Origin of the sequence: Streptococcus sp. 17.1 (assembly GCF_016648655.1) — a bacterium.
Taxonomy (GTDB): domain Bacteria; phylum Bacillota; class Bacilli; order Lactobacillales; family Streptococcaceae; genus Streptococcus; species Streptococcus salivarius_E.
Genome location: NZ_JACLQM010000019.1, coordinates 14,328 through 27,288, shown reverse-complemented (window position 1 = coordinate 27,288; position 12,961 = coordinate 14,328). Strand labels below are relative to the sequence as shown.

Sequence of the window (12,961 nt, the reverse complement as noted above, 5' to 3'; positions counted from 1 at the left end):
GCGTCTTTAGGCGCTGGCTGGTATTATGGGCTTATAGCCCTTGATCAAACCACCCGTTAGACGGGTGGTTATGATTTGGAAGAATCAAGATAGCTAGAAATAATAAAGATGAAATTTTCTGACATTTAGTAAAACTCCTTGATTTAGACTCAAAAAAGAAAAAATGATATACATTTTCTAATTTTTTCAAAACTGCAAACAAGGCCTATATTATAGGCTTTTCTCTATAGCTAACCATGTAAAAAACATGGGTCTAAATATTATTTTCAAAAAATATGAAATAAATTAATTGACAAAAAATTATAATACAGTATAATAGATTGTGTTAGGAAGAGTTTGTTTTTTGGCAGGGTGACTCCCTGGTCAAAAAGACTAGCTTAGAATCTGAAATTCTAAGTTATCAAATTCCAATGTTTCATTGTGATGATTTAAAAAGAGAAGATTTAAACAGCAAACAAATCAGATTAATCGATTTAAAACATCAGCATCATCGTAGCGGGAGCTAGCGGTATTTTTAATCCGTGTAGAGCAAACGACAGATTCAAAAACAGCAGAATCGGTAGAGACTAATCTTCAAAAGCAAAGAGGGAAAGAAAATAAAGCAGTAACTGCTAATATACCTATCAGAAGGTGGATTAAACCTAATGACTGATAGGTGATATGTTTTGAGAGTGGCGTTTTTAGCCATTACTCTTCTAGGAAATAGTATCTTGTAAGCAGTAAGATGTTCTGCGTCAAAAAGCTAGAGGGAAAGCTTTTCAGATTGACTGACTATCAATCATAAGATACTCTTGACTAGAAACCATTTTGGACCAACACGGTTTTGCGTTTGTTGGTATTGAACTGCACCTAGGGAAATGGTGGTTCAATGTTAGTAAATAAAGACTTTAACTTGTAAAAGTCTAAAAATTGTTTTATCTCATTATCAACTCAAGGATTAAGCTTTTATTGGGATTGCGGAACAAAAGGGTGATAAGCATATTGGGATGATGCTTCAGTGACGGAATTTGACCAGATGTTTGTGAGAGCATCTGTCTATGCTACATTAGCTATTTTTAATGGTTATGTGGGATAGAAACTGTTTTCAAAATCCTGATTCCTAGGAAAATTGGGGGATTTTCCTTGAAGAATTGAGATTGTTGAAAAGAGATCAAATGGACTGAGCGGCACTTGTATCCCAAGGTAAGCAATACACCTATAAACCTAAGTTTCCATACAGCAGGGAGCAAGTTTCAGTTTGAATGGGGGACGCATCTAGAGTAATCTAGATGTTTTTTTATTTTGTGAATTCTTTTACGAATAAGTAAGAGAGTGCACAAAGGAGAGAGTCATGTTAATTGCAAAAAATCAGGAGGGGAAGCTCGTTTCAGCTCTAGAAACCAGTTTGCAACGTAAGGAATCCTATAGCTGTCCTGGTTGCCAGGGAGTTGTCCTTCTGAAACATGGCCAGGTAATGTGTCCACATTTTGCTCATAAGTCTTTGCAAGATTGTCAGTTCTTCTCGGAGAATGAATCGGCCCAACATTTATCCCTTAAGGCAGCTTTGTATAAATCTTTGGTTAATCATGGTGAAAAAGTAAGTATTGAAAAGGTTTTGTCTGAGATGGGGCAAATTGCAGATTTATTTGTTGGCGATTCCCTGGCTCTAGAAGTTCAGTGTTCTCGGTTATCTCAGCAACGTTTGAGAGAGAGGACACGCGCCTATCAGCAAGCAGGTTATGAAGTGCGTTGGCTTTTGGGGGAAGACCTATGGTTGGGACGGCGTTTAACAGACTTACAGCGGGACTTTTTCTATTTTACGGCTAAGATAGGATTTCATCTATGGGAGCTTGATTGGAAGAAAGAGGAAATTAGACTTAAGTATCTCATCTATGAGGATATTTTTGGGAAAGTCTATTACTTAACTAAGACCTGGCCTTTAACCGAAAATCTGATGACAGTTCTACGTTATCCTTATCAAGCAGAAAAGGTTGAGACCTATCAAGTGACTCAGCGAAAGAAAGTCTCACATGTAATTCAACGAGAATTAATGGGGAAAAATCCAAGGTGGATGAGAAGACAGGAGGAAGCCTATCTTAAGGGAATGAATTTATTATGCCTGTCTGATCAGGATTTTTTCCCACAAGTAAGATTTCCTGAATCTAGGCAGGGTTTTGTACAAATTAGACAGTCACTTGAAGGTTTTGAAAAGCTTTTTAAGAAATATTATCGAAAAAGGCATTTTTCTTATCGACAAACTCTCTACCCTCCCACCTTTTATGCTAAAATAGAAAAGAATAGACACAATTAAGGAGAATATTATGTCAGACAATCGTACTCATTTAGAAGAAAAATACACATGGGATTTGACGACCATTTTCGCGACAGATGCAGATTGGGAAACCGAATATGAAAGCACTGTTCAGGATTTGAAGAAGGCTAGTGCTTATGCAGGTCATCTCTTGGATTCTGCTAAGAACTTGCTTGAGGCAACAGAACTTTATATGAGCCTTATGCGTCGCTTGGAGAAAATCTATGTCTATGCGTCAATGAAAAATGACCAAGACACAACAGTAGGTCTGTATCAAGAGTACCAAGCAAAGGCCTCAAACCTTTATTCACAGTTGAGTGAAGCCTTTGCTTACTTTGAGCCTGAATTTATGGCCTTGGATGCTGAAAAGTTAACAGCCTTCAAAACAGAGGAACCAGGGCTTGGACTTTATGACCACTATTTCGAACGCCTCTTGGCAAACAAGGACCACGTTCTTTCTCAAGAAGCGGAAGAGCTCTTGGCAGCAGCCGGTGATATTTTCAACGGTCCAACGGATACCTTTAATGTCTTGGATAATGCTGATATCCTCTTCCCATGGGTATCAGATGGCCAAGGGGATGTGGTTGAGTTGACACATGGTAACTTTATCACCCTCATGGAAGCTAAGGACCGTGATATTCGTAAGGGTGCTTATGAAGCGATGTACGGTACTTACGAGCAGTTCCAACATACCTATGCACAAACACTTCAAGGCGTTGTTAAGGTTCACAATTACCAAGCCAAAGTTCGTCACTATAATTCGGCACGTCATGCAGCACTTGCGGCCAATTTTATTCCAGAGAGTGTTTATGACTCACTCTTGGAATCAGTGAATAAGCATTTGCCACTTTTGCACCGTTACCTTGATTTGCGTAAGAAGGTCTTGGGGCTTGACGAGCTTAAGATGTATGACGTCTACACACCACTTTCTGAGACTGAAACTGCTCTTACTTATGAAGAATCCCTCAAGAAAGCAGAAGAAGTCTTGGCAATCTTTGGTGAAGAGTATAGTAAAGGGGTTCATGCAGCCTTTACGGAACGTTGGATTGACGTTCACCCTAACAAAGGAAAACGCTCAGGTGCCTACTCAGGTGGTGCCTATGATACAAATGCTTTCATGCTTTTGAACTGGCAAGATACTCTGGACAATCTCTTTACCTTGGTTCACGAGACTGGCCACAGCTTGCATTCAACGTTCACACGTCAGACACAACCATATGTTTATGGAGATTACCCAATCTTCTTGGCGGAAATTGCGTCTACAACTAATGAAAATATCTTGACAGAAACGCTTCTTAAAGAGGTTAAAGATGACAAGACACGTTTTGCTATTCTTAACCACTATTTGGATGGTTTCAAGGGAACTGTCTTCCGTCAAACCCAATTTGCTGAGTTTGAGCATGCTATCCATGAAGCAGATGCATCTGGTCAAATCTTGACAGCCGACTTCATGAATAAACTTTACGCAGACCTCAATGTGAAATACTATAACCTTAAAGCTGAAGATAACTACGAAATTCAGTTTGAGTGGGAACGTATTCCGCATTTCTACATGAATTACTATGTCTACCAATACGCTACAGGGTTTGCAGCAGCAAGCTACTTGGCTGAAAAAATTGTTCACGGTACTAAGGAGGATAAAGAAGCTTACCTTACTTACCTTAAGGCGGGAAGCTCAGATTATCCTTTGGAAGTTATCAAGAAAGCTGGTGTTGATATGACCAATACCGACTACTTGGATGCTGCCTTCAAAGTTTTTGAAGACCGTCTCGTTGAATTGGAAGCCTTGGTTGAAAAAGGTGTTCACCTTTCTTAAAAAGAAGTTACTATACTATATGAAAGAATCATTCTGAATAAGAGTGGTTCTTTTTACATCTAAAAAAACGAACGTTTATAGCATGCAAGTCCTAATTGCTACGTAAAATGACTAATGAGCATATTTATAGCTCCTTGTTTATATTCATGATAGACTAAAAACCTAACGTTTTATAATTGATAAGTGAACCGTGTTCAGAAATAGAAAGTAGGTTTTTGTGAAAACAACCAATCGTTATCTTGTAGCAACGTGTGGTGTCTTACTCCATCTTATGTTGGGGTCTACCTATGCTTGGAGTATCTATCGTAATCCTATTATGGCCCAGACTGGCTGGGATCAATCTTCAGTTTCTTTTGCCTTTTCATTGGCCATCTTTTGTCTTGGTCTTTCTGCAGCCTTCATGGGACGTTTGGTTGAAAAATTTGGTCCTAGAGTGACTGGGAGTATGTCGGCTGTTCTCTATGCCGGAGGTAACATTCTAACAGGAGTTGCCATTGCTCAGGGAGAGCTGTGGATACTTTATCTTGGTTACGGTATTCTTGGTGGTCTAGGACTGGGTGTGGGGTATATTACGCCTGTTTCAACCATCATTAAGTGGTTTCCTGACAAGCGTGGGCTTGCGACTGGTCTTGCCATTATGGGCTTTGGCTTCGCATCGCTCTTGACTAGCCCTATTGCCCAATATCTGATTCAGGCACGTGGTGTTGAGCAGACCTTTTATATCTTGGGAGTTGTTTATTTTATTGTGATGCTTTTTGTCTCACAATTCATTAAACGACCAAGTGTAGAGGAAGCACAACTGTTGGCTGACGAGAGTCCAAACCGACAGGCTGCTGATTTGAGCAAAGGGGTTACGGCTAATGAAGCTCTGAAATCGTCAACTTTCTACTGGTTATGGCTTATCTTGTTTATCAATATCTCATGTGGCTTAGCCCTTGTCTCTGCTATTTCTCCAATGGCTCAAGATATGGTTGGGATGTCAGCGGAATCAGCAGCAGTTGTTGTCGGTGTTATGGGAATCTTTAATGGTTTTGGTCGCCTTCTGTGGGCAGGCTTGTCGGATTATATTGGGCGTCCGAAGACCTTTATCCTCCTCTTTGCGGTTAATATCGTTATGGCTATCCTCCTAATTGTCCTGCAAGTTCCACTTGTCTTTGTGGTTGCGATGGCTGTTCTGATGACTTGCTACGGGGCAGGATTCTCCTTGATTCCTCCCTACCTTAGCGATATCTTTGGGGCAAAGGAATTGGCTACCCTTCATGGTTATATTCTGACTGCCTGGGCTATGGCAGCCTTAGTGGGACCAATGCTCCTGTCGGTAACCTATGAATTGACAAAATCTTACCAGATGACCTTGCTTGTTTTTATTGCTCTTTACGTGGTAGCTTTAGTTATTGCTTACCTCTTGAAAAAGAGGGTTATTCGTCAAGTAGTCTAATGATGAGGATTTGAGTTATAGATAAGAAAAATCTCTAGCACTCGCTAGGGATTTTTTATATAATAAAACACATGGTTAAATCATATAGTAAAAACGCAAATCACAACATGCGTCGCCCAGTAGTAAACAAGGATATCGTGGATTACATGCGAACGCATCTTCAGGAAAATAAAGGGCATTTGGCTGAGCTGGAGGCCTTTGCTCGTAAGGAAAATATTCCAATTATCCAGCACGAAGTTGTTGCTTATTTCCGATTTTTGTTACAGACCTTGCAGCCTAAGAAAATCCTTGAGGTAGGAACGGCTATTGGTTTTTCAGCCCTTCTTATGGCTGAATATGCGCCTGATGCTCAGATTACAACGGTTGATCGTAATGAAGAAATGATTGGCTTTGCCAAGGAAAATCTAGCCAAGTATGACAGCCGCAAACAAATTACCTTGGTCGAAGGTGATGCAGCAGAAGTTTTGCAAGATTTGGACACTGATTATGATTTTGTTTTTATGGACTCAGCCAAGTCTAAATATATCGTCTTTCTGCCTGAAATCCTAAAACGTCTCAAGGTAGGTGGTGTCATTGTCTTTGATGATATCTTCCAAGGGGGGGATATTGCCAAAGACATCATGGAGGTTCGTCGTGGTCAGCGTACGATTTACCGTGGTTTGCATCGTCTTTTTGATGCGACCTTAGATAACCCTGGTTTGACTGCTAGTTTGGTACCTATGAGTGACGGACTTCTTATGCTTCGGAAAAATTCTGAAAATATTATCTTGCCAGATTAAGCATTATTTAAGTAAGTGTGGTATAATAACAAAGATATTGACAATTTAAGGAGTAGATAGAATGGCTAAAGAAAATGAAAACCTTGAGTCGACAGAAGAAACTGTTGAAGAGGTTGTAGCAGACAAAGACGCAGAACAAGAGCATCTTGATCGCCAAAAAGAAGAAGAGGAAAGCATCGCCCTCGCTAGTGAAAAAGCGAAAGAAAAAGCTAAACGTGCTAAAACGAAAAAGACACGTGATGCTGGTAAACCAAGCTCAGGTGGCCGCTTCCTCGGAGGTCTTGCCCTTGTAGCTGTTTCAGCTCTCGTTGGTGCAGGTGCTATGTATGTTTCTCTAGGTAACAAAACGACTGAAGAAACAACTTTGGTATCTATGAAAGGTGATACTGTTACTGTCGGTGATGTCTTTGATTCACTTAAAGGTAGCAGCCAAACACAACAAAGTGTTTTGAGTGCAACTTTGCAAAAGGCTCTTGAAAAAGAATATGGTAGCAAAGTCAGCAAAGAAGACGTAGACAAAGCTTATAAGCAAGCTTCAGAACAATACGGAGATCAATTCTCACAAGTACTTGCAGCCTATGGTCAAACAGAAGAGTCATACCGTACTCAAATCCGTACACAAAAATTGGTTGAGTATGCTGTTAACCAAGCCGCACAAAAAGATTTGACTGAAGCAAATTACAAGGCCGCCTATGATAACTACACACCAAATACAGAGGTACAAGTAGTTTCAACTACTGATAAAGCAGTGGCAGATAAGGTAGACTCTGAAGCTAAAGCAGAAGGAGCAGACTTCTCACAAGTTGCTAAAGATAACAGCTTGGAAGTGGCTTCTAAGACAGTTAACTCAGCTTCTCAAGACTTCCCAGCAGATGTTTTGACAGCAGCCTTCAAACAAGATGCTAATGCCGTTTCTGACGTAGTGACCGTTTCAAACAGTTCAACTGGTGCTGCAACTTACTATATCGTCAAAACTGTTTCAAAAGCTGAGAAAAATGCAGATTGGAAAAACTATAAGGATGATTTGACTAAGGTTATCATCAATGGTAAGAAAGCTGATACTAACTTCACTAACTCAGTGATTGCTAAGGTCCTTAAGAAATACAATGTTAAAGTTGTAGACAAGGCCTTCAGCGCAATTCTTGACCAGTATGTGACTGGTTCTGGGGCTTCATCAAGTTCATCATCAAGCTCTAGCAAATAAATCACAAGATAGAGTTGATAATGCTATTATCAGCTTGACCTAAGACCTAAAACACGTTAAAATGGAGAGTGGCTGAAAGTTCTAATATCATGACATTTTTAGCCTTCCCTTTGAGATTGGTAATCATTGCTTCTGATACAGAAAAATGGCGGTCGCTGCGAGCCACGGACGAATCTGATTACTTGCTACTCAAAGTTTACAATTAAAGACAAATAAGAATGACAAGTTCATTGAATGAAGGTGGTACCGCGGTTCACGTCGCCCTTCGTTTAGTGGTCTTGTCTTTTATTCTTTGGGTATTTTCTGAATGCAATGTATGACATTATTGGAGGTGGCGTATGAAAACCTATTTTGTCAAACAGAAGTTTCGATTGGGCGGTGAACGATTTGATATCAAGGATGATCAAGGTAGAGTTGCCTACCAGGTCGAAGGATCCTTTTTTAAGATTCCAAAGACCTTTACGATTTTTGGCGAGGATGGTCGTGAGATCAGTCATATCACCAAGGAGCCTATTAGTCTCTTACCCAAATTTACGGTGGATTTACAGGATGGTTCGAGTTTTTACATTCGTAAAAAATTAACCTTTCTTCGTGATAAGTATGATGTCGATAATCTTGACTTGCGAATAGAGGGGAATATTTGGGACCTGGATTTTCAACTGCTTAATAGTCAAGATCAGGTAGTTGCTAGGATTCAAAAGGAACTCTTCCATCTAACATCGACCTATACTGTTACCGTTTATGAAAATACTTATGCCGATTTAGCCATTTCCCTATGTGTCGCTATTGACTATGTGGAAATGCTCGAGAATAGCTCAAAATAAGAAACAATTGATTAAGGAGAAACAATGAAACAACTTACTTCAGCACAAATTCGTCAAATGTGGCTTGATTTCTGGAAATCAAAAGGTCACGCTGTTGAACCATCAGCTAACTTGGTTCCAGTTAACGATCCAACCCTTCTTTGGATTAACTCAGGGGTTGCCACTTTGAAAAAATACTTTGATGGCTCAGTAATTCCTGAAAATCCACGTATCACTAACTCACAAAAAGCTATCCGTACCAACGATATCGAAAACGTTGGTAAGACAGCTCGTCACCACACTATGTTTGAAATGCTTGGTAACTTCTCAGTTGGTGATTACTTCCGTGATGAAGCTATCGAATGGGGTTATGAGCTTTTGACAAGCCCAGAGTGGTTTGATTTTCCAAAAGACAAGCTTTACATGACTTACTATCCAGATGATAAAGATTCATACAACCGTTGGATTGCCTGCGGTGTTGAACCAAGTCATTTGATTCCAATTGAAGATAACTTCTGGGAAATCGGTGCTGGACCTTCAGGACCAGATACTGAAATCTTCTTTGACCGTGGCGAAGACTTTGACCCTGATAATATTGGTATCCGTTTGCTTGAAGAAGATATTGAAAACGATCGTTACATTGAAATTTGGAACATCGTTTTGTCACAATTCAACGCAGACCCAGCAGTTCCCCGTTCAGAATACAAGGAACTTCCTAATAAAAACATTGATACGGGCGCGGGTCTTGAACGTCTTGTAGCCGTAATGCAAGGGGCTAAAACAAACTTTGAAACAGACCTCTTCATGCCTATCATTCGTGAAATCGAAAAAATGTCTGGTAAAACTTACAATCCAGATGGTGACACAATGAGCTTCAAGGTTATTGCTGACCACATTCGTTCGTTGGCATTTGCCATCGGTGATGGTGCTCTTCCAGGTAATGAAGGTCGTGGTTATGTCCTTCGTCGTCTTCTCCGTCGTGCTGTAATGCATGGTCGTCGTCTCGGCATTTCTGACGCTTTCTTGTACAAACTTGTTCCAACTGTTGGTCAAATTATGGAAAGCTATTACCCAGAAGTTCTTGAGAAGAAAGACTTTATCGAGAAGATTGTTAAACGTGAAGAAGAAACCTTTGCACGTACCATCGATGCAGGTTCAAGCATGCTTGACGAGCTTCTTGCTAACCTTAAGAAATCTGGTAAAGATACGCTTGAAGGTAAAGACATCTTTAAACTTTACGATACTTATGGATTCCCAGTGGAATTGACAGAAGAGTTGGCTGAAGATGAAGGCTTCAAGATTGACCATGAAGGTTTCAAAGCTGCCATGAAAGAACAACAAGACCGTGCGCGTGCTAGCGTCGTCAAAGGTGGTTCTATGGGTATGCAAAATGAAACCCTCGCTAACATCACTGAACCATCTGAGTTCTTGTATGAAGCGGAAACTGCTGAAAGCCGTTTGAGCGTCATCGTTGCTGATGATGCTCGTCATGATAGTGTTAACTTTGGTCAAGCCCTCCTTGTCTTTGAACAAACACCATTCTACGCTGAAATGGGTGGACAAGTAGCAGACCACGGTACGATCTCAGATGCAGCTGGTACAGTCGTTGCACGTGTGGTTGATGTTCAACGTGCACCAAATGGACAAGCCCTTCACACTGTTGAAGTTGAAGGTGAACTTGTTGTAGAAGCTAACTATAAACTTGAAATTGACCACACACGTCGTCACCGTGTCATGAAGAACCACACAGCGACTCACCTCTTGCACGCTGCCCTTCATAACATCGTCGGTGATCATGCTGTTCAAGCCGGTTCTCTTAACGAACAAGAATTCTTGCGTTTCGACTTCACTCACTTTGAGGCTGTAACTCCAGAAGAATTGCGTGCTATCGAAGAACAAGTTAACGAAGAAATCTGGAAAGCTACTCCAGTAACAACTATTGAAACAGACATTGACACTGCTAAATCAATGGGAGCTATGGCCCTCTTTGGTGAAAAATATGGTAAGAATGTTCGTGTCGTTTCAATCGGTGATTACTCTGTTGAGCTTTGTGGTGGTACGCACGTTGCCAACACTGCTGAAATCGGTATGTTCAAGATTGTCAAAGAAGAAGGTATCGGTTCAGGAACACGTCGTATCTTGGCAGTGACATCACGTGAAGCTTACCTTGCTTACCGTGAAGAAGAAGATGCCCTCAAAGCAATCGCAGCAACACTTAAGGCACCACAATTGAAAGAAGTGCCTAACAAGGTTGCTAGCCTTCAAGAGCAATTGCATGCCCTTCAAAAAGAAAATGCTGCGCTTAAAGAAAAGGCAGCTGCAGCTGCAGCTGGTGACGTCTTCAAAGATGTTAAAGAAGCTAACGGTGTTCGTTACATTGCTAGCCAAGTAGAAGTTTCTGATGCAGGTGCCCTTCGTACCTTCGCGGACCAATGGAAACAAGCAGACTACTCTGACGTCCTTGTCCTTGCAGCTCACATTGGCGAAAAAGTTAATGTTCTTGTAGCAAGCAAGTCTAAAGATGTTCACGCAGGTAATGTTATCAAGGTTCTCGCACCAATCGTATCAGGTCGTGGTGGTGGTAAACCAGATATGGCCATGGCCGGTGGTAGCGATGCCAATGGTATCCAAGATCTTCTTTCAGCAGTAGCAGAACAGCTCTAAGATGTGATACAATAAAAGTAACTTGAAAAGGTAGGATGAAAATCCTATCTTTTTTCTTTGTAAGTGGTATTGAAAGTAATGATTATTTTCGTTTCATAATTGAAATAGTGAATACTGGGTGGTATACTATTACAAATCATAAAAATTATAATAGTTTCAAGTAAAAGGGAGCTAGCGATGTTTGGACAAGACTTTGGTCATCGGTTAAGAGAGTTGAGATTAGCACAAGGATTCACTAAAGAAAAATTTTGTGAAGGGGATGAGGTTTTATCAGTACGGCAATTGACACGTATAGAAACAGGGAAGTCTCAACCTAAATTAGAGACCTTAGAGCACTTGGCAAGACGTCTGAATATATCTTTATCGGAATTGCTTGGAGAGAGGGCTATAGGCTCAAAGTTGCCGGTAGAATACCTCAATCTCAAATATCAATTGATGCATGCGACTAGTTTAGATAAGCCAAATAACCTAATGAAACTAGACGAAAAGCTGGGTAAAATTATTGATATCTATTATGATGATTTGCCAGTTGATGAACAGAGGGTCGTTGATATCTTACAGTCAAAACTTTACTCATATACTTCAAAGACACACCAAAAATTTGGCATGAGCATATTGGAGAAGAGTTTACCTTCATTATGTGAGAAAAGGGTATACACTATCAATGATCTACTACTTATAGAACTATATCAAATCTCGTTAGGAGATGGTGATAGTATGCGGTCAGATGGGTTTAGTGAAGGGACCTTTTATACCATTTGTAGGAATCTTATAAATAGTTATGATAGTATTCCCACGGAGTATCTATTTTTACTTAGGGATGCCTTATTAATGGTTCCAATAGTTGAATATGAACGAAAAAAGTTTCATTTATCGGAAGTAGCATTCAATCAACTGCATCACATTATGGAGGAAACTCAAGATTATCAGAAAAAACCAATTTTGAGAATGCTAGAGGGACAGTATCTATATGTTGTAAAGAATGATATTTTTGAGGCTAAAAAGGCCTATCAAGAAGGGATAATCTTGGCTAGATTGCTAGGAGACACCTCTTTAACTGACATCATATCAGAGAAAATGAGAGATGCTATGAAAGAATAGAGCAGGACATACGTGTCCTGTTCTTTTTTTCTAATATGCAGTATATTATACCCATAAGAAGAATTAAAGAATATAACTTATTTCATTGAGATTTTTGAAAATGACACAGTCTAAAATAGAGTAATAAGGAGAATTATTATGAAACCTGCTACAAAACGTTTCACAATTTTAACCGCACTCGCTTTAACTTCCGTTCTATTACTTGGTGCATGTGGTAATAACAAGAAGGAAGCTACATTAACATCGAGCTCTAGTAAGGTTAGTCAGAAAGTGAAATCGACAAAACCATCTTCAAAAGAAAAAACGAAGAAGTCTGAGCAAAAGACAAAATCTTCTAGTTCAGAAGAGGTCTCAAAGGCAACCTCTGGAGAAACGGCTTCACAACCATCAGCCGGAAATGTTGCTGGATCTACTCAACAAGAAGTTGCTCCAACAAATCCTAGTGAAGAAACAGCTGGAGTAAATCAAGGAACTCCTACAGAACAACCAGCTGCTTCAGCGGAACAAACACCAGCTACCACAGTGGTTGATGCTACGGCAATGGCTAATGGTGATTTCTCTAGTGTTGCTGGTACCTATCAAAATGACTTAGGGGACACAATTACAGTATCCCCATCCGGTAGTGTAACCCGTGTTGGTGCTGAAAGTGGTTATAGTGATACAAGTAGTCAGCTCTTTAATGGTTTTGCTCAAGATGGCGGTTATGTAGCAGGATTTGCTCATAATGATGGACCAACTAGTGACCCAATTTTCTTTGATAGTAATGGACAGATTCGTTTCGGTTCTGATGCGATATATGGTCGAATGCATGTTTACAATAAATTAGATTAATGGTATTGTCCCTCGGTACTTAAGAAAAGGAAATT

At 40.1% G+C, this 12,961-nt stretch carries 9 protein-coding genes; all 9 read left to right on the top strand.

The window, feature by feature from the left end; translation table 11 throughout:
- Positions 1-1,330 precede the first annotated feature (1,330 nt).
- The 9 genes from H7T99_RS09275 to H7T99_RS09235 all read left to right on the top strand — a co-directional run bounded on the left by H7T99_RS09275 (position 1,331) and on the right by H7T99_RS09235 (position 12,926).
- A complete protein-coding gene (locus tag H7T99_RS09275; protein ID WP_037600481.1) occupies positions 1,331-2,290 on the top strand; it encodes a competence protein CoiA in 960 nt (319 codons plus the stop codon).
- 10 nt (positions 2,291-2,300) lie between these two features.
- Positions 2,301-4,106 carry an oligoendopeptidase F gene (pepF, locus tag H7T99_RS09270; RefSeq protein WP_037600478.1) on the top strand — a complete coding sequence of 602 codons (1,806 nt, stop codon included), beginning with the start codon at positions 2,301-2,303 and terminating at the stop codon, positions 4,104-4,106.
- A 217-nt stretch (positions 4,107-4,323) separates the two neighbouring features.
- A complete protein-coding gene (locus H7T99_RS09265) occupies positions 4,324-5,544 on the top strand; it encodes an OFA family MFS transporter (protein ID WP_037600476.1) in 1,221 nt (406 codons plus the stop codon).
- A gap of 71 nt (positions 5,545-5,615) precedes the next feature.
- Complete coding sequence (locus tag H7T99_RS09260; RefSeq protein WP_014633986.1) at positions 5,616-6,323, top strand: O-methyltransferase; 708 nt, start codon at positions 5,616-5,618, stop codon at positions 6,321-6,323.
- Between the two features lie 61 nt (positions 6,324-6,384).
- Positions 6,385-7,527 (top strand): peptidyl-prolyl cis-trans isomerase, encoded by a 1,143-nt coding sequence (locus H7T99_RS09255; protein WP_002890136.1) that lies wholly within the window; start codon positions 6,385-6,387, stop codon positions 7,525-7,527.
- 338 nt (positions 7,528-7,865) lie between these two features.
- Positions 7,866-8,351: an LURP-one-related/scramblase family protein gene (locus H7T99_RS09250; RefSeq protein ID WP_037600473.1), complete on the top strand. Its 486-nt coding sequence runs from the start codon at positions 7,866-7,868 to the stop codon at positions 8,349-8,351.
- 24 nt (positions 8,352-8,375) lie between these two features.
- Complete coding sequence (gene alaS, locus H7T99_RS09245; protein WP_037600471.1) at positions 8,376-10,994, top strand: alanine--tRNA ligase; 2,619 nt, start codon at positions 8,376-8,378, stop codon at positions 10,992-10,994.
- A 177-nt stretch (positions 10,995-11,171) separates the two neighbouring features.
- Entirely contained in the window at positions 11,172-12,095 is a 924-nt protein-coding gene (locus H7T99_RS09240) for a helix-turn-helix domain-containing protein (protein ID WP_037600468.1), read from the top strand.
- A gap of 138 nt (positions 12,096-12,233) precedes the next feature.
- On the top strand, positions 12,234-12,926 hold the full coding sequence (locus tag H7T99_RS09235; protein WP_037600465.1) for a DUF6287 domain-containing protein: 693 nt from the start codon (positions 12,234-12,236) through the stop codon (positions 12,924-12,926).
- The last annotated feature ends 35 nt before the right edge of the window (positions 12,927-12,961 follow it).

Bases quoted from the DNA above. Each gene is read 5' to 3' on its own strand.
- H7T99_RS09275 (WP_037600481.1), top strand. From the start codon at position 1,331: ATGTTAATTGCAAAAAATCAGGAGGGGAAGCTCGTTTCAGCTCTAGAA.
- pepF (WP_037600478.1), top strand. From the start codon at position 2,301: ATGTCAGACAATCGTACTCATTTAGAAGAAAAATACACATGGGATTTG.
- H7T99_RS09260 (WP_014633986.1), top strand. From the start codon at position 5,616: ATGGTTAAATCATATAGTAAAAACGCAAATCACAACATGCGTCGCCCA.
- H7T99_RS09255 (WP_002890136.1), top strand. From the start codon at position 6,385: ATGGCTAAAGAAAATGAAAACCTTGAGTCGACAGAAGAAACTGTTGAA.
- H7T99_RS09250 (WP_037600473.1), top strand. From the start codon at position 7,866: ATGAAAACCTATTTTGTCAAACAGAAGTTTCGATTGGGCGGTGAACGA.
- alaS (WP_037600471.1), top strand. From the start codon at position 8,376: ATGAAACAACTTACTTCAGCACAAATTCGTCAAATGTGGCTTGATTTC.
- H7T99_RS09240 (WP_037600468.1), top strand. From the start codon at position 11,172: ATGTTTGGACAAGACTTTGGTCATCGGTTAAGAGAGTTGAGATTAGCA.
- H7T99_RS09235 (WP_037600465.1), top strand. From the start codon at position 12,234: ATGAAACCTGCTACAAAACGTTTCACAATTTTAACCGCACTCGCTTTA.